Raw genomic sequence first — 20,324 nt, 5'->3', positions numbered from 1 at the left:
TGGCTACACTTGAACAAACTGCAGTAGATGTGAAAGTGGGACTCATGGGTCGTCTGTTTGGAACCGACGGAGTACGTGGATGCGCAAACCGAGACATTACAGCACGGTTAGCTCTCCAACTGTCGGTTGCAGCGAGTCGCGTGCTAGGAAAGCCTGAACAATCAGGAAATCACCGTCCGCGCGCAATTGTTGGACGCGACACCCGAATCAGTGGAGACTTCTTGTCGGCTGCAGTAGCGGCGGGAATCGCTTCGACTGGTGTAGACGTGTGGGACGCAGGAGTCCTCCCAACCCCCGGTGTTGCCTACGCTGTGAAGGCCACGGGGGCAGAATTCGGTGTGGTTCTTTCCGCTTCTCACAACCCCATGCCCGACAACGGAATCAAGTTCTTTGGTCCTGGTGGAACCAAACTCGACGACGCTGTTGAAGACGAAATCACGGCCCTTGTCGACGTGAACTGGCAGCGCCCCATTGCCGAAAACGTTGGACGGATTCAGCGCTACCCGGCTGCTGCCGACGAATTTACAGAACACCTGGTCGCCGGTCTGGGCGACAAGGTGACACCACTTCAGGGCCTCACCGTTGTCGTTGACTGTGCCCACGGTGCCGCATCTGTTGTGGGACCAGCGGCTTTGCGCCAAGCAGGTGCCGAAGTCATCGTGACCGCTGCCGAACCCACAGGTTTGAACATCAACGACGGGGTGGGCTCCACGCACATTGATAACCTCCAGCGTGCGGTCCTGGAACAGTCCGCCGATTTGGGTGTGGCATTCGACGGTGACGCCGACCGGTGCTTGGCAGTGGACGCCCGCGGACGTGAAGTCAACGGCGACCAAATCATGGGAATCCTAGCGATCGGTCTGAAAGAAGACGGGAAGCTCGCACACGACACGTTGGTGACCACCGTCATGAGCAACCTGGGCCTCCGCCTTGCCATGGAACGCTACGGCATTGACACCGTACAGACCGCGGTAGGGGACCGGTACGTGCTTGAGCGCATGAAAGCGGACGGTTACTCCTTGGGTGGTGAACAGTCCGGCCACATCCTCATGCTCGACCACGGTTCAACCGGTGACGGTGTCCAGACTGCTCTGCACCTCATGCACCGTATGGCCACCTCGAAGCGCACACTCGCGGACCTTGCAGCAGAAATCCCTAACCTGCCTCAGGTCCTTATCAATGTGAAAGACGTTGACAAGAGTCGCACTGCAGACCCTGCCGTTGCGGCAGAAGTGACAGCCGTCGAAAATGAACTGGGAGCAACTGGTCGCGTCCTTCTTCGTGCTTCGGGAACCGAACCCGTTATCCGCGTCATGGTAGAAGCCGAAAGCGAAGAAGTAGCTCAGCAGCAGGCGCAGCGCTTGGCCGATGTCGTAAAGACTCACTTGGCACTGTAAATGACACCCAAGTTTGCGACCGCCATCGCAACAGCCGGAGTTACAGCCGTCGCGACTCTCATCGTTTCGGCTGTGTCGCTGGCACTCCGGCCCGTCACACAGGACGGTATCCTCTACGTATTCAGCCGTTTAACCACCTCGATGTTGGTCGTGGGTGCAATCGCTACTGCCCTGGCGTTTGTCATCGGTTTCGTGCGCGCCAATTACCCGGGGCACCCGGTGGCGAACACGCCTGGACGTCCCAAATGGCTCGCGCTCACCGCGTTGTTTGTTGCATTCGGACCTGCGGTCATCATGTACATGCTCACAGTCATGTGGCTCACCAACGCCATGTATGTAGGGGCGCTCGCCCTGTTGGTTGGTCTCGTTGCTGGGCCGCTCTTTGCGATCGCAATCCGCCCCATTGGGCGCCTCATTCGCGAACCCGGGCCTTCGGGAAAGAAGTCGTAGACGGCACACTTTTAGCGGGCATTGCCGGCTGACGTTTGAGGCTTTCACGTGGTTTCTTGGTCCGCGAACTGCGTCTCATATAGCTCGGAATACCGGCCACCGGCCGACAGCAACTCGGAGTGCGAACCACGCTCCACAATACGCCCGTCTTCCACCACCAAAATCTGCGAAGCCGAACGCACGGTAGACAGGCGGTGTGCGATCACAATAGCCGTGCGACCGGTCATTGCCTCGTTTAGCGCCTGCTGGACCGCCACCTCGTTGGTGGAATCCAAAGCACTCGTCGCCTCATCTAGCACCACAACCGGAGGAGCGGCTAGAAGCAAACGCGCAATCGTCAAACGTTGTCGTTCGCCTCCAGAAAGCCGATACCCGCGTTCGCCAATGACCGTGTCGACGCCGTCAGGCAATGCGTCGACAACGCCGGACATGCGGGCTCGTTGTAGGGCGGACTGGATTTCTTGGTCCGTGGCATCCGGTTTGGCAAGCAAAAGATTTTCACGAATCGAATCGTGGAACAGGTGCCCGTCCTGCGTCACCATGCCCACACCCGCCTTGAGATCGGCAAAAGCAACCTCGCGGGCATCTACGCCGCCCAGTCGCACACAGCCCGAAGACGGATCATACAAACGTGGCACCAAGGACGCGATCGTCGACTTGCCCGCCCCAGACGAACCCACGAGCGCAACCGTCGACCCGGCAGGAACCGTAAACGAAATACCGTGCAACACCTCGGCGGGTTCCCGCGTATCCAACGCAGTCACATCTTCCAACGACGCAAGCGACACCTGGGCGGCCGACGGGTACGTGAAATGCACGCGGGTGAACTCCACGGACAGGGCGCCTGACGGCAAGGGACGTGGGTGCTCAGGCTCAGTAATGACAGGTTTGAGGTCCAAAACCTCAAAGATCCGCTCAAAGCTCACCACGGCACTCACGAAGTCCATCCGCGCATTCGCAAGCATGGTCAGCGGGGCATACAGGCGCGTCAGAAGCATCGCCAAGGTCACCACCATGCCCGCGTTGAGCTGACCTTTCACCGCCTCGAAACCGCCCAAACCGTACACCAAGGCCAGTGCCAAAGCCGACACCAAGGTCAGTGCCGTCACGAACGTGGTCTGCAACATGGCGGTGCGGACGCCAATCGCTCGGACCCGGTCAGCACGCTGAGCGAACTGCTCAGACTCCCGCCTCGGTGAGCCGAACAGCTTCACCAGTGTGGCACCTCCGGCGTTGAAACGTTCCGTCATGCGGGTGGACATCGCCGCGTTGAGGTCAGACGCCTCGAACTGAAGCTTGGCCAACTTCGACGCCAAGAACCGTGCCGGCAACAGGTAGATCGGTAGCAAAATGAGCGACAAAACAGTGACCTGCCACGAATACGCAAACATGACACCCAACGTGAGTAGGAGCGACACCAGGTTGGACGCAACGGACGGAAGTGTGTTCGCAAAGGCGCGCTGAGCTCCCATGACGTCGGTGCTCAAACGAGAAATCAAGGCCCCAGTGCGCGTTCGGTTAAAGAACGCCACTGGCATGGTCTGCACGTGGTCGAAAACCGCTGTACGCAAATCGAAAATGAGCCCTTCGCCCACTTGAGCGGAAAACCACCTGTTGATCAACGACAATGCGGCGTCCACAAGCGCAATGACACCCATCGCAACAGCAAGCCACACAATCGTGGACACCGGCCCACCTTCCGTGATCGCGTTGACCACGCGACCAGACAAGATTGGTGTGATGACGCCTACGAGCGCGGCCAGAGCGGAAAGCGAAATGTACGCCACCATGCGACCGCGGTGACGGCGGGCAAACCTGAGGATCCTGCCCACCGTGGACCAGCTCACCGACTGCGACTTACCACCGTACTTCTGTGCAGCCGTGGCACGGCGCAACACCATGTGCGGCGAAATGTTCGACATTCAGATACCTAAAGCAGATCTCTCAAGCAGCCGCGTTCACAACTTGCGCAACTGGATGCTCTTTACCTTGTGATCACTTGCCTTTTTCAGAATCAGGTCCGCACGACCTCGGCTGGGAAGAACATTCTGCGTCAAGTTAGGTGCGTTAATAGAGTCCCAAATTTCGCCTGCCAAGGTGACAGCTTCCTCGCGTGTCAGCTGCGAATACTTGTGGAAGTACGAGTCAGGGCGCGTAAACGCACCCTCCTGCAGGCTCAAGAAACGGCGGATGTACCACTCGCGGATGTCGCTTGTGTTGGCATCGACGTAAACGGAGAAGTCAAAGTAGTCGCTCACGGCTACACCAATCCGGCCGTCAGTGCGCGGACGCGGAGCCTGGAGAACGTTCAGCCCCTCAACGATCACGACGTCGGGGGAGCGGACGGTCACCTCGGCGCCCTCAATGATGTCGTACGTGTGGTGCGAATACACGGGTGCGCGTGCTTCCGGTGCGCCCGCCTTGATCTTCGCCAAGAACCGCAATAACCGCCGGCGGTCATAGGACTCGGGGAAACCTTTTCGGTCAGCAATTCCGCGACGCTCAAGTTCCGCGTTAGGGAACAGGAATCCATCAGTGGTGATGAGTTCGACGCGGGGAGTGTCGGGCCACCTGGACAACATTTCACGCAACACACGCGCTGTTGTCGATTTTCCAACCGCCACGGAACCTGCAACTCCGATGACAAATGGGGTGCGCTTGGGAGTCAGATCCTTGCCCTTTTCTCGTAGGGGCGTGAAGAATTCGCGCGTCATCTGATACTTGTTGCCACGGGCAGCAACGTACACGCTCAAGAGTTCAGACAGTGGAAGGTAGACGGAACGGACTTCGTCCAAGTCGATGCGTTCACCCAAACCGCGCACTCGCTCAACTTCCTTCTCCGTCAATGGCAAAGAGGTCGATTCCGCAAGTCCTGCCCACGACTCCCGATCGAACAGCCAATAGGGTGACGGAAGTGAGTCCGAATCCGGTCGCAAACCGGCGAGTCGACGTGCGGGATCAAGATGGGTCAGCGCATTCATAGCCCACATTCTCCCACTTTTCCCACACCCTTCCACCTTTAACGTCACATTCCTGCTTGATTCCACTCATCCATGTCATGCTCTATTTCTCGACTGGCTACGTAATCGGTACGATTAGTCACATGTGTGGAATTGTGGGATATGTATCTTCTACCCGTGCCCAGTCTGTAAATGGAGCTGAGCAGGCAGTAACCAATCGCGACCATTCAGCCATTGACGTTGTCATGGGTGGTCTCAAACGTATGGAATACCGGGGTTACGACTCCGCAGGTGTTGCGCTTGCGACCCCTGGACAGCCAATGTTTAGCGAGAAGAAGTCCGGTAAATTGGCCAACCTCAAGGACGCGTTGGAAACTCACCAGATTCCGGATGCCACAACAGGAATTGGCCACACACGCTGGGCTACCCACGGTGGACCCACCGACCAGAACGCGCACCCTCACCTGGCTGACGACGGTAAGCTGGCGCTCATTCACAACGGAATCATTGAGAACTTCGCGCCGCTGAAAGAACGCCTTGAAGCTGAAGGCGCTCAGTTTGCTTCCGAAACCGACACGGAAGTCGCCGCTCAGCAGCTCGCCAAGAACTACCGGGAAACCGGCAACTTGACCGAAGCCATGCGCATCACCGCTTCCCAGCTTGAAGGTGCGTTCACACTCCTAGCGATTCACCAAGACGTCCCTGACACTGTTGTGGCTGCTCGCCGTAACAGCCCACTGGTCATTGGTCTGGGCGACGGTGAAAACTTCCTGGGATCTGACGTTGCAGCGTTCATTGACTACACGCGCAATGCGGTTGAAATTGGTCAGGACCAGGTCGTGACCATCACGCCGGAATCAGTCGACATCATCGACACTGACAACAACCCGGTCGAAGGCAAGTCATACACGGTTGACTGGGACCCAGCGACCGCTGAAAAGGGTGGCTTTGCGTCGTTCATGGATAAGGAAATCCACGACCAGCCCCAGGCTGTTGCTGACACTCTGCTGGGCCGCACCGACCAGAACGGCAACCTGCAGCTATCAGAGATGAACATCGATGAATCGGTGCTGAAGAACATCGACAAGATTGTTGTGATTGCGTGTGGAACGGCCGCGTACGCCGGCCAGGTTGCTCGTTACGCAATCGAGCACTGGTGCCGTATCCCCACCGAGGTCGAGCTGGCTCACGAGTTCCGTTACCGCGACCCTGTTGTTACAGAGAAGACCTTGGTTGTGGCGATCAGCCAGTCGGGTGAAACCATGGACACGCTCATGGCCGTGCGTCACGCACGCGAACAGGGCGCTAAGGTGATTGCGATTTGCAACACGTACGGTTCCACCATTCCGCGTGAATCTGACGGCGTGCTCTACACCCACGCTGGCCCAGAAATCGCGGTTGCTTCTACCAAGGCGTTCTTGGCCCAGATCGTCGCCTGCTACCTGCTTGGTCTGTACTTGGCGCAGCTACGTGGCAACAAATACCAGGACGAAATCAAGGTCATCCTGGACGAACTTGAACAGATGCCCGGCAAGATCGAACGCCTTCTGGACGAAAACAAGAAGCAGGTACTCGACCTCGCGCAGTCCATGCGGGACACCTCCTCGGTCCTGTTCTTGGGACGCCACGTGGGCTTCCCCGTTGCTATGGAAGGTGCGCTCAAGCTCAAGGAGCTCGCCTACATCCACGCTGAAGGCTTTGCTGCGGGTGAACTCAAGCACGGTCCTATCGCCCTGATCGACGAAGGTCAGCCGGTGTTCATCGTGGTGCCAAGCCGTGCTTCGCGTTACTCGCTGCACGACAAAGTGGTTTCCAACATCCAGGAAGTCCGCGCTCGTGGCGCCAACACGATCGTGATCGCAGAAGAAGGCGACACTGCAGTTGAGCAGTTTGCATCCGACGTCATCTACGTGCCTGCAACGCCTACGCTTTTGGCCCCACTGCTGACCACGATCCCGCTACAGATCTTCGCGATGGAACTGGCGTCTGCCAAGGGCTTGGACGTTGACCAGCCACGTAACCTCGCCAAGTCAGTCACGGTCGAGTAAACTTCAACAACACTTCAAGGCTGAATCGTAACCGTGGCCATCATTGGGATCGGAGTCGATATTGCCGATGTCGAGCGGTTCCGCGAACACATTGAGAGGGTTCCGGAACTGCTGGACCGGCTACTCACGCCTGCTGAGCAGTTAAAGAAGAACGGCCAGCGACGCACCCCGGAGTCCCTGGCCGCCCGATTTTCTGCTAAAGAGGCCCTGGTGAAGGCCCTGCAGCTGCCTCAGATCATTCCGTGGCAGGAAGCTGAAATCGTGTCTGCGTTTTCGGGTGCGCCCAGTTTCCGGCTCTCCGGTTGGGTTCTTCAGCACTTTCGCGACATGGGAGGCGAGACGATCCACGTCTCAATTACCCACGACGCGGGCCGGACGGTGACGTTCGTCGTAGCTGAAGGGAACCCGGTGCGCAGTCACCCGCCCGTTGACCAGCCGGCTCCTTTGCTTCCAGGTTCGCCCGAGGCGTTGGCGGCTCTCGCTGAATTCCGCCAGCGTGCTGAAGAGAGTCGGGAGGCGCGTCGCAAGGCGCGCGAGGAAGCACGTCGTAACGCGGAGTAAGGTGCGCGGGCTGCCTTTACAGCTGGAAGGTCAGGCGCGCGCCACCTTCCAAGGTGTGCGACTCTCCGTTGACGAACACGTTCACGGAGTGGGTTTCGCGTGAACGAGACACCAGCGTGAGCTCGGTGTGCGTGACGTACACCTCGATGATCTGGCCCTGGAACAGAACTCGGAAACGAGCGTCGGCAACGTGTTTTGGCAGGTTCGGGTAGAACTCGATCCGGTTGAACCGGATGAGCACGCCGGCGAACGCGCGCACAATGACGTCGACGGTTCCCGCCATGGCACCCAGGTGGATACCTTCTGCGGTTGATCCCCACTGGGTGTCGTCGATGTCGATACGCAGGGCTTCTTGCCATTCGTTCCATGCGTCTTCGCGACCAATCATGCCCAGAACGGCGGCGTTAGCGACCCGGGACAAGCTGGACCCGTTGGTGGAATGTGCCACGTAGTAGTCGATGGTGCGTTCAACTTCTTCGTCGCTCATGTCGTAGCCCATGCGACGCAGTTCTTTGACCACACCCGTGGGTCCCAGCAGGTAGAACAACATGTTGACGTCAGCCTGCTTGGACAGCTTGTAATTGTTGGTCGAATCGTCTTCTGATTCCAAGATCAGATCCATACGCCCGATGTTTCCGTACCTGCGACGGTACGCGTCGAAGTCCAGGTCCTTGAGGTCTTCGTACCCCGCGAACTGGCTGATCCGCCCATCCGGTGCGAACGGCACGTACAGGCGTGCGGCCATGCGTTCCCACAAGGTGACTTCTTCTGGGTCGATGTTGAGCCTGAACTCCAGTTCATCGGCTTCGTGGGAGGACAGCACTTCAAAAATGCGCACCGCGTGGCGTGCCAGCCACGCAACCATGACATTGGTATAGGCATTGTCGTCAACACCGGAACCAGGTGTTCCCGGGTACCCGTCGTGGTATTCGTCGGGTCCCATCACCTTGCGGATGTGGTAGCGGTCTTCGGCCGCGTCGTACTCGGTCATCGAGGCGAACAGGCGCACAATTTCGATGATGAGTTCACCACCCTGCTCTGCCAACCACTTAGTGTCGGCAGTCGCGCGGTAGTGCTGCCACGCGTTGTACGCCACGGCAAGCCCCACATGGTATTGCCTGCGCGAGTTGTCTGGCATCCACCGGTTGGAGCGGTGGTTCCACAGTTCCTCGGGCGTTTCTTCACGCCCGTCTGAACCTGACTGCCATGGGAACTGAGCTCCCTTGAAACCGGATTCGCGTGCTAGCTGGCGGGCAGCGTCGAGCCGGCGCCATCTGTACATGAGCAGGGATTTGGAGATTTCGGGGAACCTCATGTTCAGCAACGGCATGACGAATACTTCGTCCCAGAAAATGTGCCCGCGGTACCCCTCGCCGGTCATACCGCGCGCTGTGGTTCCCACGTCCTGTGCCACGGTGTGCGGCGACATGGACTGGATGAGGTGGAACGTGTGCAGATCCACCATGAGCTGTGTTTGGGTTGCTGATCCCGAGGTGGTCTCCACCTCCACTCCGAACCGGTCCCACAGCTTGGCAAGGGCTGCTCGGTGCCCCGGGAGGAGCGCTGTAAAGCTGCAGTCGGGTAGCCAGTCGAGGTGCTGGACTGCACCTCCGCGCACTGAACTCAAGGCGGGGTCACGGGAATGGACGGTCGCGGTCACCGTGTCGAAGTCGTAAGCGTGACCAGGGTAAACAGTAAACGCGTGTTCACGGTAGATCGCTTTTCCACGCTCGTTTTCTTCGCTCACCGTTTCGACGTCGTATCCCATGGTCTCCCCGGGAACGCGCTGGGTGGAGAAATCCACGCGCTGTTCTGTCACGCGGGTGCGCTGGGCCATGGCCACGCGAGTCCGGCTCTGTTCGGTGATGACTTCGGTGAGCAGTGTGCCGTCGTCGAGTACCTTCGCGTGGCGGGTCTCAATGTGCTGTTTGGCCAGCTGGTCGTATTCGGCCACGTTGTCGTTGTTGACGCGCGCGTCAATCCCCAACCGCACATGCACCTTTTGCGGTTCGTCGCTCAGTGCCTCCACCCGGGTGAGCGTGGCACTCAAGTGCTGTTTGTCCATGGACACGATGCGACGCTGGCACAGTTTGAGGGAACGCCCATGCGGGTCCTGAACGACCAAGTGACGCACCAGCGCGCCGTCGTCAAAGTTGAGGGTGCGTTCTTCGGACACCACGGTGAGTCCGCGGTCCGACAGCCATTCCCCGTCAGCGAACTTCACATCCAGGGCGGCCCAGTGTGGCAGGTTCACCATGGATTCGTGAACTTGGGTGCGCCCTTGAACGGTTGAGGTCAGTCGGTTGAAGATCCCAGCGATGTATGCCCCGGGTGCCCCGCGGTGTCCTGTTTTGATCTCCGAGGCGGTTCCTCGGATAGCCATGTACCCGTTGCCCAGGGTGGTGAGGGTGGCGCGCTTGCCTTTGTGGTGGTCTTCGCCACCCACGTAGACGAGCGTGCGGGGGCGGTCGCGACGCTCGCCCAGGTCGAGTTCGTGCAGGTCGCCGATGACCACATCGGCGCCAGCGTCTATGAGTTCGTCGCGGTTACCGTGGCGGTCAACACCAATAACTAGCCCAAATTTTCCGGCTCGCCCCGCTTGCACACCAGAGATTGCGTCTTCAACGACAACGGCGTTGCGGGGTTCTACGCCGAGGTCGTTGGCGGCTCGGAGGAACGTGTCGGGTTGGGGTTTGCCTGGGAGGTTTTCGTCCCGAGCGGTCTGCCCGTCGACGATCGTGTCGAAGAGTTCGGTGATCTGCGCGTTGTCTAAGAGGGCGGGCGCGTTGCGGCTGGCAGTGACGAGGCCGATCTTGCGTCCACCTGCCCGCAGACGCTCGATGAGGTTGATGGTCCCTGGGAAGGTGCGCACACCTTGTTTCTTGAGTTCGTCGTTGAACGCGTCGTTCTTGTGACGGGCAAGCCCGTGAACGGTCAGGGCGCCTGCCGGGTCGTCGTCATCGCCTTCCGGAAGCGTGATGCCACGGGACGCGAAGAACTCACGGACGCCGTCTTCGCGTGGGCGCCCGTCGACGTACGCCCGGTAGTCGGTGGCGATAGAGAACTCCGATGCGTCGAGTTCTTCCGGGAACTCGACTGCTGCGTCTTTGAGCTTGGGGTTGGCCAGGGCGGAGTCAAACAGTTGCTTCCACGCGGCCGCATGGAGTGAAGCGGTGTCGGTGACGACTCCGTCCATGTCGAAGATCACTGCGTCGTACGGTGGGGTGGCTGTGAGAACCTCAGTCATATATCTAGCTCATCACGAATGAGTGACGTGTGGGTGAACGTGCCTGCCTTGTTCAGAACTTTTTGTGTTTGTTTGACCACTGTGTTCTGCCCGCGACCAGGTTTACTAGGCTTAACGTCATGACGGCGAACGAAAACTTATTCAAGAAGGTTGTGGAAGTTTCGGAGCAGTTGGCTCCCCGGTTGCGTGACATTCGCACGCGTATTCACCAGAACCCCGAACTGGGACTCAAACTTCCCGCCACACAAAAGACCGTGTTGGACGCGCTTCACGGTTTGGATCTTGAAATAACGACCGGAACGAATCTGGATTCGGTCGTAGCCGTGTTACGTGGTGACAAGCGTGGTGACAACCCTCAAGCGGTGCTCCTGCGCGGTGACATGGACGCATTGCCCGTGACCGAAGCGACCGGGTTTGAGTTCGCCTCGACAAACGGAAACATGCACGCGTGCGGTCACGACCTGCACGTCACTGGGCTCATTGGAGCCGCCCACGTTTTGCACGCCTGCAAGAGCGAACTGGCCGGTGACGTGGTGTTCATGTTCCAACCGGGTGAAGAAGGCTACGACGGGGCCGGAAAGATGGTCGACGAAGGCGTACTCGACGCCACCGGTGTCCCGGTAGTCGCGGCGTTCGGAGTCCACGTTTCCGCCGATCAGCCCCCAGGTCATGTGTACTCCAAACCGGGTTCGTACATGGCGTCTGCGAACAACCTGGAAATCACTGTCCGCGGCCGAGGTGGTCACGCCGCCCGTCCGGAAGCCGCCTTGGATCCGGTGCAGGTTGGGGCAGCGATCGTGGGCCAGTTGCAAGAGTTTGTGTCCCGGCACTTCTTTGCGTGGGACCCCGTGGTGCTCACGGTAGGTCAGTTCCAGGCAGGAACTGCGCCCAACGTCATCCCGGATTCCGCGTATCTAGCGGCGAGCGTACGCACGTTTTCGGAAGAAACCACCAGCGAATGCGAACGGGTGCTCCCCGCCCTGGTGGAAGGGATTGCGCAGGCTCACGGCCTGACCGCGGAAGCCAACATGTACCGCCTGCTGCCGGCCACCACCAATAACAACGACGAGAACGCTTTGTTCCTCGAAACCGCTGAAGCACTGTTCGGCTCTGAACGCGTCCACCTCATGGACCACCCGCGGGTGGGGTCTGAAGACTTTTCCCGCATCCTCGACCTCGTCCCCGGATCGTATGGCCACTTCGGTGCGGCATACGGGCCGGAAGATACGTGGGAAGCTAACCATTCACCTCGGGCGCGGCACACGGACACAGCGCTAGGTGACCAGGCGGCGTTTCTTGCCGCGCTGGCACTCAACCGTTTGAGCAAGGACTAACATGCAACCGCTGTATACCTCACAACACGTGCGCGACGCGGAAGCGCCTCTTCTGGCCGCTGGGCAGGGCAAGGAACTCATGCTCAAGGCGGCAACGGGGCTGGCGCACGTGGTGGTGCGGGAACTGCGGAACAGGCACGGGAACGTGTATGGGACCCGGGCGGTCGCGTTGGTGGGTTCGGGCAACAACGGTGGGGACGCGCTGTACGCGCTGGCGTTTTTAGCCCGCCGAGGTGTCCGTTGCCAAGCCGTGACCGTCGCCCAATCTGCGCACGAGGAAGGGGTGGCCGCCGCTGTGGCTGCGGGCGTGCGCGTCACTACAGAGTGGGACGGGGCGCTGGAAGCCGACGTGGTCATCGACGGGATCTTAGGGACCGGCGCGTCTGGGGCGCTGCGCGAACCGTTGGCGAGCCAGCTGACTGCGTGGCAAAACGAGGCGTGCGATCAGTTGTGCATTGCCGTCGATGCCCCCACGGGTGTGAACGCGTCGACGGGTGAGGTCGATCCGCACGCGGTGCGCGCGACTCACACGGTGACTTTTGGCATGTTGAAAGCCGGTCTATTTGTGCAGCCCGGGGCTGCGTATTGCGGGCGGGTTGAGTGCGTGGATATCGGCTTGACCAGCGCGGACGCTCCTGCGGGCTACTTGCACACCACGGCACGTGTGCCAGCGCCGGGGGAGAGCGACCACAAGTACTCGCGCGGCGTCCTTGGCGTTGCAGCCGGGTCACGGCAGTACCCCGGTGCGGCGGTGTTGACCTCGCTTTCCGCGCAGAACACCGGCGTGGGCATGGTGCGGTACGTGGGTGACGCGGCTGGGCTGGTCATGCAGTCCGTGCCTGAGGTCGTTACCGGGTGGGGTCGCGTTCAAGCCTGGGTTGTGGGTCCCGGGGCGCCGGAAGATGAACTGGTCGATGCGGTGTTGGATCAGGCGTATGAGAACTCGTTGCCTGCCGTAATCGACGCAGGCGCGCTGGCACGTGTGAACAAGGTGCGCAACAACTGGGCCCTCACTCCACACGCAGGAGAAGCCCAAGCGCTGTGCGAGTCACGCGGGTGGGCCGTGACACGTGAAGAGATTGAGTCAGCGCCTGCGCACTGGGCACGGCGTTTGGCCTCTGAACTGGGTTGTTGTGTGCTGTTGAAAGGTGCGCGCACTGTCATTAGTGAACCCGATGGCACCGTCCACGCAACACCAGTAGGACCGGCGCGCTTGGCAACAGCGGGCAGCGGCGACGTTTTGGCCGGCATCATGGGTGCCCTCATGGCAACCGAACAGCCGGGTGGTTCGCGAAGTGCCGCAGTGGTCGCGGCGAACGCTGTTCTGATTCACCACGCAGCTGCCGGAACCCGCGCATTGGAAACCGCTCAGACTATTCTGGAAGTCGCACGTTCACACAGGGAGGATTCATGACGTCTGCACCGCTGACGGCCGTGATTGATACGCGCGCACTCGTCCACAATGTGCAACTGTTGCAGGACCGTGCGGCAGGAAAACAACTCGTCGCAATCGTCAAAGCCGATGCCTATGGGCACGGCGTGAACCTGGTTGTGCCTGCTCTGGCTCGCGCGGGGGTGACACACTTTGGCACCGCGACGATCCCCGAAGCGCTAGCCGTGAAAGACATTCTTGGTGACCTCAGCGATCAGCGCGACCACACCGTCATGTGCTGGCTGTATGAACCGCAGGCTGACCTCTCTGAACCCGTTGAACGCGGAATTGAACTGGGCGTGGGATCACCGGCGGCACTCGAAGCAATTTTCAACGCGGCTCACACCACCGGGAAAACCGCGCGTATCCACCTCAAAGTCGACACGGGTCTGGGACGCAACGGTCTCAACCGCACGCAACTGCAGCTGGTGCTCGAACAACTGTCCACCGCTCACGGTGTGCAGGTGTGCGGTGTCATGACACACCTCGCGTGTGCTGACGAACCCAAAAATGACTTCAACACGATCCAAGTTGAGCGATTCAACCAGGACGTTGAAACCGTAAAAACAACGCTCGGAATCGACAGCCTCATGGAGCACATCGCCAACTCACCAGCGATCCTCTCCATGGATCCGGTGCCCGGAAACACGGTGCGTGCCGGTGTGGCCATGTACGGGCTCAGCCCTTTTGAAGGAGCGAACCGCGCCTACTCTGAAGGCCTCCAACCTGCGATGACGCTCGTCTCGCACGTGTGCGCAGCCAAGGACGTGCCTGCCGGCCAAGGTGCCTCATACGGGTTGCGGTACACCACCTCGGCGCCGTCCAAATTTGCGCTCATTGCCGGCGGGTACGGGGACGGAATCCCGCGCCAAGCCTCCCAAAAAGCGCACGTGGCTATTCACGGCAAAGCGTTCCCCGTCGTGGGGTCGATCGCAATGGACCAGATGATTGCCGACGTGGGCGATGCGCAGGTGTCGCCAGGGGACCCCGTGGTGGTCTGGGGCAACGGTGGCCCGCACGTCGACGAATGGGCGCAGTGGGCGGGCACCATCAACTACGACATCGTCACTCGCTTGGGAGCTCGCGTGCCGCGCGTAGAACAGGAGCACACGTGATCCGCACGTCGTCCGTGGAACAGACAGCCATTTTTGCCCGCGTGCTGGCCGCCCATGTGCAGGCTGGGGACGTGATTCTGCTGACCGGGAACCTGGGTGCCGGGAAAACGACGCTTACCCAGATGATCGGGAAGGAGCTCAACGTGCGTGGCCGGATCACCTCGCCCACGTTCGTCATTGCTCGTGAACACCAAGCGGTGGGCGACGGGCCGGGGCTTGTCCACGTCGACGCGTATCGTTTAGAAGACGCGATGGAGCTGGACGACCTGGACCTCGACTCTGAACTTGACGACATGGTCACCATCATCGAATGGGGCCGGGGCAAGGCGGAACAGCTGAGCGATTCGTACTTGGACATCTTCATCGACAGGCCCGAACCCGACCCCGAATCCGAAGCCCGCACCTACACGCTGGGCGCGCACGGCCCACGGTGGGAAGGCCGTGTCGAACAGCTGACAACCGCATGCCAGGAGGCGCTGTGATCACTCTGGCGATTGACACCTCGGCGGCGGCGAGCGTGGCGCTGGTGGACTCAAACGGGGAAGTACGCGCCCAGCGCACCACGTTCAGCGCCCGCAAACACGCCGAATTCGTAGGCCCCGCAATCCGCGAAATCACCCAAGACGTGAAGCCGCAGCGGGTGATCGTGGGCGTGGGGCCCGGGCCCTTCACCGGCTTGCGCGCTGGGATCGCCACCGGGATCGGATACGCGCTTGGTTTGGGTATTCCCATCTATGGTGTGCGCAGCCACGACGCGTTAGCGTTCCGCGCGGCAGCCCACGGAATCACCGGCGACGTCACGGTCGCCACCGACGCCCGCCGCAAAGAGGTGTACGCAACCACTTACCATTTGGGGTCAACCGTGACCGTGATCGACGGACCGCGCGTGGTCCTCCCGGCCGGCCTCACGCCGGCGGCCACCCGGATTGGGCGAGGTTTTGCGCTCTACGCGGAAACCCTGGGGAACCTAGCACGTACGGAAGACGAATTCACCGAACCCACGGCCGGCGACCTCGGCCTGTGCGCCCAGCTGGAACCAGGCAACCTGGAGGAACTTGGGGCGCTTCTCGACACCTCGCCGCTGTACTTGCGCGAACCGGACGCCCAGCCCCGGCAATGATCGAACGCATGCGGTGGATGGACATCGCCCCCGTGGCTGTCCTGGATGAGAAGAGTTTTGGAAGCCAGGCCTGGACTGTGGAGTTCTTTTGGTCGCAAATGGCCGTCCCGGGTAACCGGTTTTGGGTCGAGCGCGACGGTGGCCAGGTTCTGGGGTATGTGGGGCTCTCAGTTTCCGGCCCCCAAGGTGACATTCTGACGCTGGCCAGTGACCGCCGAGGTGTCGGCAGTCGGCTCTTGGATGTCGCCATGGACGCTGCGCGCGAAGCAGGAGTTGAAGCCTTGTATCTGGACGTGCGTGACGACAACGAACGCGCCATATTCTTATACGCTTCGCGCGGGTTTGAAGAGATAAACCGGCGGGCCGGCTACTATGCGGGCGCAGACGCCCTCATCATGCGTAGTAGCCTGTGAGTATGGACATTGAGGCCACACTCACTGAATGGGAAGACGGCTGTGACTTGGTGATCAGCGCAGACGCCCCCGTGGACCGTGCAACCGTGTGGAACTACGTGACGGACCCCCAACAAGCGACTCACTGGTTTGCTCCGTGGAGCCGTGACGCGGACATCCTGACGTTCGACTTCGACGGTGAAAAGCTCACCGGAGAAATCATTGGGTGCGAAGATCAGCGGTTTTTCTTGTTGGAACTTCCTTTTGGGCGAGTGGGCTTGAGTGTCAGTGGCGAAAAGCCCGATTCAACCCGCATTACGGTAACCCATACGTTTGCCACGTATGAGGAAGCGACGCATGCGGTTCCCGAGCTTGGGCCGGTGTGGGACACGCACCTGCGCGCCTTGCTTACTGAGCTGGGTGTGAAGAACGTGGACATCGACGAAGATTCCCAAGCGCGAATGTACACGAACCTCGCGGTGGAGGACCTGTGACCGAACCGTTGGTGTTAGGGATTGAAAGTTCGTGCGATGAAACCGGTGTGGGGATCGTGCGAGGTCGCACCCTGCTGACGAACACTGTTGCGTCGTCCATGGACGAACACGTGCGTTACGGGGGAGTGGTTCCCGAGGTGGCCTCCCGCGCGCACATCAACGCTATTGGCCCTACTGTGCAGGCAGCACTGGACGACGCGGGGGTGACCTTGCAGGACCTCGACGGGATAGCGGTAACGGCCGGGCCGGGGCTGAGCGGGGCGCTCATGGTGGGAGTGTCTGCGGCCAAAGGATTGGCTGCTGCTACGGGCCTGCCACTGTACGGGGTGAACCACTTGGCGGCGCACGTGGCCGTCGATATGGTGGCCCCCGATTCGCCGGGGCTCACACTGCCCACCGTGGCGTTATTGGTATCTGGTGGGCACACTGAAATCCTCACCATCACCGACATTGTCGACGGGGTGGAACTGGTGGGCGCAACGATTGACGATGCGGCTGGTGAAGCCTTCGATAAGACGGCACGTCTGTTGGGTTTGGACTATCCAGGTGGGCCGAATATCTCTCGTGCTGCTGCCGGTGTTTTTACTGACGGGGTTGCAGGGGATCCGCACGCGGTTACATTTCCTCGTGGCCTGACGTCTGCAAAAGATATGCGTGACCCGGAGCGTCGCTATTCGTTTTCTTTTTCTGGTTTGAAGACCGCGGCCCTGCGGTATGTCACTCAAACACCGGATGCCAGCGTTGCGGATGTCGCGGCTAGCTTCGAAGAAGCGATTGTTGACGTATTGGTGAAGAAAGCACTTTTGGCGTGTGAAGACTTCAACATTCCTCACCTGCTTGTAGGTGGGGGAGTTGCGGCGAATGGGCGGTTGCGCGCTCGCCTTGAGCAGGACTGTGCGCAGGCTGGAGTGACGTTGCGGATTCCTCCGTTCGCACTGTGTACGGATAACGGTGCCATGGTGGCTGCGTTGGGGGCCGAGGTTCTGAGCCGTGGACTGCCGCCGTCTGACTTTTCGTTCGGAGTGACAAGCTCATTGGAGGTCGACCACGTCTATGTCTGACCCGCATGTCTCGTTCGTGTCTGGTGATGGTTGGTGTGAAACTCCCCAGGGTCGTTTCTGGGGACTGTTCGGAGCTGCTGGTTTGCTCATTCATGACCCGGAGCGGGGCGTTTTGCTCCAGCACAGGGTTGCGTGGTCAGCTCACGGAGGGACGTGGGGCATTCCGGGAGGAGCCAAGCACAAGGGCGAAAGCGACATTGTGGCGGCGATTCGCGAGAGCCACGAAGAAGCAGGCGTGCCGGCTCTTGACGGCCACGACATTGAGATCATTGACGAGTACACGGTCGACAAGAGCGGTTGGACGTATACCACGGTGATCTGCCGGGCTCTGGAGCGACTGGAAGAAAGCATCAGTGACCCCGAAAGTGAGGAACTCGCGTGGGTTCCCGTGGACCAGGTTGAGAGCTACCCTTTGCACCCTGAGTTCGCGAAGGCCTGGCCTACTCTGCGTAAGGCCCTGGGGTGACTTGGGGGCGTGACCCGTTTACCCAACACCTCTCGAAAGGGGTGTTGACTAACTGCCCTTTTTGTTCGTTTTGTTCACGTTTTCGGGCCAAAATCGACGCATTACCCAACACATCACTCCAAAACAGCTCACTTGTGGTGGGTGAACCAACTTCGCGAATCAGTAACCTACTGCGCGCCAGTCCCTGGGGTGACCTCAGAAGGTCGCGTGGACTTGAACTCGTCAACCAAAAGCTTGGCCACTTGGAACATGTCGCCCGTGTTTTCGTAGACGGCTCGCTGGCGCTCATACGACGCGCCAATGCGCGCGAACTCCAACATGCCCAGAAGCTCATCCTCGCACCCAAGCTCACGAGCAATCGGGGTCAAGAACTCCACCTCGTCGGCAATCACGTGCTTCACCAGGCGCTCACGCCCCAGCTCGTTTTCAATGATGATTGCGTCCATCCCGTAACGCGCGGCACGCCACTTGTTCTCCACATGGAACCACTGTGGCATGGTGGGCAAACTCAACCCGCGGTCCAAACGATCGCAGAAGTGGTGCACTAGACACTGGACGAACGCGGTCACTGCGGCGACCTCGGCGATGGTAGGCATCCCGTCACACACCCGCACTTCAATGGTTCCCCACTTAGGAGCAGGCCGGATATCCCACCGGATCTCATTGATCTGGTCAATCACGCCGGTCTTGAGCATGTCGCGTACGTACTTGTCGTACTCGCGCCATTCGGTAAACGGGTACGGCAACCCAGCGGTGGGCAACTGCTGGAACAACATGGCGCGGTTGGACGCGTAACTGGTGTCCGTGTCTTCCCAAAACGGGCTGGACGCACTCACCGCTTGCAGATGCGGCACGTAGCACATGAGTGCGTTCATAATGGGCAACACGTATTCGCGCTTATCGACTCCCACGTGCGTGTGAACCCCGTAAATGAGCATGTGGTGGCCCCACCACTGCGTGCGGTTGATGAGTTCCGCGTAACGCTCCTTGTCGGTCACCTGTTGTTCGCGCCAGTGCGCAAACGGGTGAGTTCCCGCACTCATCAGGTCCAGCCCCAGCGGGTTGGTGATTTCGCGAAGCTGCGCAACAGAATCCTTGAGGTCCGTAACTGCGTCAGACACGCGCTCATGCACTCCGGTAACAACCTCAACCGTGTTCGTGAGCATTTCGCCCACAATGCACGAATCGAGACCAGCATCAGCAACAAGGTTCAGGACCTCCCCGGCACGGGGCACCAAGTCCAAATTCGTCTTGTCAACCAGGGCTAGCTCCCATTCGATCCCCAAGGTCGAACGGGGGGACTGCGCAAAATCAACCATGATGGCAATCCTAGTGCGTAGCCCACGCGCGTGCGGTGTGAGCTAGCTCGCTGGGTCGCCTGTCGCAACGGGGTTTGAATCGTCCGATGACCACCCTGACCAGGAAGGACCGTACAAAACCGGGGTCACACCCACGCTCATGAGGCTCAACGCATTGTGACACGCTGTGACACCAGACCCGCAGTAAACCCCCACGTCCGCGGTAGCCTTGCCCGTTTCGTCAAGCACGCCGAGGTCGTTCCACGCCTTCCGTAGATCGTCCTCCGAGAGCCACCGCCCGTCAGGAGTGTTGAGGGTTGTGGGCCGGTTGATAGATCCGGGAATGTGGCCTGCCTTGGGGTCCATGGGTTCGTTGTCCCCGCGGTAGCGTTCGGTGGCGCGGGAGTCGATGAGGATGCCGGTGCGGGCGAGTTCAGCTGCCCCTGCTGCATCGGTAGTGGGAAGGGATGGGGTGACGTCGTATGACGACGGCACGCGTTCGTTGGTGTCTGGGCCGTGTTCCAGTTCGTAACCGGCTTCCTTCCACGCGGCCAGGCCGCCGTTGAGTACGCGAACGTCCGTGAGCCCCGCCCACACAAACAGCCACCACGCACGGGCTGCCGCAAGTGACGAAGCGTCGTCATAGATGACAACGGTGGACTTTTCGTCAACACTCAAGCACCGCAGAGTCTGCTGAAACTCCTCAACGCTGGGAAGCGGGTGGCGGCCCAGGTGCGGTTGATCGGGGCGATGACTGGATAGCTGTTCGTCCAGTGATACGTACGTGGCTCCGGGAATGTGGTTTTCCAGATAGTCCGGGTAACCGTTGGGTTGGTCCAAGGTCCACCGCACATCCAGGATCCGAACACGGGGTGTCCCCAGAAGCGGGTGAAGTTGATCCACGTCGATCACGTACTGCGTCATTGAGTCGCCTCTCGTTTAGCAATTG

The 20,324-nt window shown here is 60.1% G+C and carries 18 protein-coding genes; 13 read left to right on the top strand and 5 right to left on the bottom strand.

The window, feature by feature from the left end; all coding sequences use genetic code 11:
• Nucleotides 1-44 precede the first annotated feature (44 nt).
• A complete protein-coding gene (gene glmM, locus JOE56_RS03270; protein WP_204514809.1) occupies nucleotides 45-1,397 on the top strand; it encodes a phosphoglucosamine mutase in 1,353 nt (450 codons plus the stop codon).
• Nucleotides 1,398-1,847 (top strand): hypothetical protein, encoded by a 450-nt coding sequence (locus JOE56_RS03265; protein ID WP_204514808.1) that lies wholly within the window; start codon nucleotides 1,398-1,400, stop codon nucleotides 1,845-1,847.
• 44 nt (nucleotides 1,848-1,891) lie between these two features.
• Here the strand turns inward: JOE56_RS03265 and JOE56_RS03260 are convergent, their stop codons facing one another.
• Both JOE56_RS03260 and coaA read right to left on the bottom strand, forming a co-directional pair.
• Nucleotides 1,892-3,769 carry an ABC transporter ATP-binding protein gene (locus JOE56_RS03260; protein WP_204514807.1) on the bottom strand — a complete coding sequence of 626 codons (1,878 nt, stop codon included), beginning with the start codon at nucleotides 3,767-3,769 and terminating at the stop codon, nucleotides 1,892-1,894.
• Nucleotides 3,770-3,805: 36 nt separating this feature from the next.
• Nucleotides 3,806-4,837 carry a type I pantothenate kinase gene (gene coaA / locus JOE56_RS03255; RefSeq protein WP_204514806.1) on the bottom strand — a complete coding sequence of 344 codons (1,032 nt, stop codon included), beginning with the start codon at nucleotides 4,835-4,837 and terminating at the stop codon, nucleotides 3,806-3,808.
• Between the two features lie 113 nt (nucleotides 4,838-4,950).
• Here coaA and glmS point away from each other — a divergent pair, with 113 nt between their 5' ends.
• Nucleotides 4,951-6,855 (top strand): glutamine--fructose-6-phosphate transaminase (isomerizing), encoded by a 1,905-nt coding sequence (glmS, locus tag JOE56_RS03250; RefSeq protein WP_204514805.1) that lies wholly within the window; start codon nucleotides 4,951-4,953, stop codon nucleotides 6,853-6,855.
• Between the two features lie 33 nt (nucleotides 6,856-6,888).
• Nucleotides 6,889-7,416: a holo-ACP synthase gene (locus JOE56_RS03245; RefSeq protein WP_102239173.1), complete on the top strand. Its 528-nt coding sequence runs from the start codon at nucleotides 6,889-6,891 to the stop codon at nucleotides 7,414-7,416.
• Between the two features lie 16 nt (nucleotides 7,417-7,432).
• On the opposite strand, the gene JOE56_RS03240 is transcribed toward JOE56_RS03245, so the two are convergent.
• Nucleotides 7,433-10,663, bottom strand: a complete 3,231-nt coding sequence (locus JOE56_RS03240) for a beta-phosphoglucomutase family hydrolase (RefSeq protein ID WP_204514804.1) — start codon at nucleotides 10,661-10,663, stop codon at nucleotides 7,433-7,435.
• Nucleotides 10,664-10,782: 119 nt separating this feature from the next.
• Between JOE56_RS03240 and JOE56_RS03235 the strand changes: the two genes are divergently transcribed.
• Genes JOE56_RS03235 through JOE56_RS03195 form a run of 9 tightly spaced genes read left to right on the top strand, consistent with a single transcriptional unit; the run spans nucleotide 10,783 to nucleotide 18,077 of the window.
• Entirely contained in the window at nucleotides 10,783-11,997 is a 1,215-nt protein-coding gene (locus JOE56_RS03235) for a M20 metallopeptidase family protein (RefSeq protein ID WP_239530356.1), read from the top strand.
• 1 nt (nucleotide 11,998) lies between these two features.
• On the top strand, nucleotides 11,999-13,411 hold the full coding sequence (locus JOE56_RS03230; RefSeq protein WP_204514802.1) for an NAD(P)H-hydrate epimerase: 1,413 nt from the start codon (nucleotides 11,999-12,001) through the stop codon (nucleotides 13,409-13,411).
• Complete coding sequence (alr, locus tag JOE56_RS03225) at nucleotides 13,408-14,544, top strand: alanine racemase (RefSeq protein WP_204514801.1); 1,137 nt, start codon at nucleotides 13,408-13,410, stop codon at nucleotides 14,542-14,544. Before JOE56_RS03230 ends, alr begins: the two co-directional genes overlap by 4 nt.
• Nucleotides 14,541-15,026, top strand: a complete 486-nt coding sequence (gene tsaE / locus JOE56_RS03220) for a tRNA (adenosine(37)-N6)-threonylcarbamoyltransferase complex ATPase subunit type 1 TsaE (RefSeq protein WP_204514800.1) — start codon at nucleotides 14,541-14,543, stop codon at nucleotides 15,024-15,026. The genes alr and tsaE overlap by 4 nt, the downstream gene beginning before the upstream one ends.
• Complete coding sequence (tsaB, locus tag JOE56_RS03215) at nucleotides 15,023-15,664, top strand: tRNA (adenosine(37)-N6)-threonylcarbamoyltransferase complex dimerization subunit type 1 TsaB (protein WP_204514799.1); 642 nt, start codon at nucleotides 15,023-15,025, stop codon at nucleotides 15,662-15,664. Before tsaE ends, tsaB begins: the two co-directional genes overlap by 4 nt.
• Before the next feature lie 8 nt (nucleotides 15,665-15,672).
• On the top strand, nucleotides 15,673-16,077 hold the full coding sequence (locus JOE56_RS03210) for a GNAT family N-acetyltransferase (RefSeq protein WP_239530355.1): 405 nt from the start codon (nucleotides 15,673-15,675) through the stop codon (nucleotides 16,075-16,077).
• A gap of 2 nt (nucleotides 16,078-16,079) precedes the next feature.
• Entirely contained in the window at nucleotides 16,080-16,550 is a 471-nt protein-coding gene (locus tag JOE56_RS03205; RefSeq protein ID WP_204514797.1) for an SRPBCC family protein, read from the top strand.
• The gene (gene tsaD, locus JOE56_RS03200; RefSeq protein WP_204514796.1) at nucleotides 16,547-17,611 is read left to right on the top strand and encodes a tRNA (adenosine(37)-N6)-threonylcarbamoyltransferase complex transferase subunit TsaD; all 1,065 of its coding nucleotides are present in this window, start codon (nucleotides 16,547-16,549) and stop codon (nucleotides 17,609-17,611) included. The genes JOE56_RS03205 and tsaD overlap by 4 nt, the downstream gene beginning before the upstream one ends.
• Nucleotides 17,604-18,077 carry an NUDIX domain-containing protein gene (locus JOE56_RS03195; protein ID WP_204514795.1) on the top strand — a complete coding sequence of 158 codons (474 nt, stop codon included), beginning with the start codon at nucleotides 17,604-17,606 and terminating at the stop codon, nucleotides 18,075-18,077. The genes tsaD and JOE56_RS03195 overlap by 8 nt, the downstream gene beginning before the upstream one ends.
• Nucleotides 18,078-18,244: 167 nt before the next feature.
• Here the strand turns inward: JOE56_RS03195 and JOE56_RS03190 are convergent, their stop codons facing one another.
• Nucleotides 18,245-19,396, bottom strand: a complete 1,152-nt coding sequence (locus JOE56_RS03190) for a glutamate--cysteine ligase (RefSeq protein WP_204514794.1) — start codon at nucleotides 19,394-19,396, stop codon at nucleotides 18,245-18,247.
• Nucleotides 19,397-19,438: 42 nt separating this feature from the next.
• Entirely contained in the window at nucleotides 19,439-20,299 is an 861-nt protein-coding gene (locus JOE56_RS03185) for a sulfurtransferase (RefSeq protein WP_204514793.1), read from the bottom strand.
• Nucleotides 20,300-20,324: the final 25 nt, after the last annotated feature.

The sequence above is a fragment of the Brevibacterium paucivorans genome, assembly GCF_016907735.1.
Taxonomy (GTDB): domain Bacteria; phylum Actinomycetota; class Actinomycetes; order Actinomycetales; family Brevibacteriaceae; genus Brevibacterium; species Brevibacterium paucivorans.
Note: the sequence above shows the minus strand (reverse complement) of the source record. Positions and strands in the feature narration are given on the sequence as shown.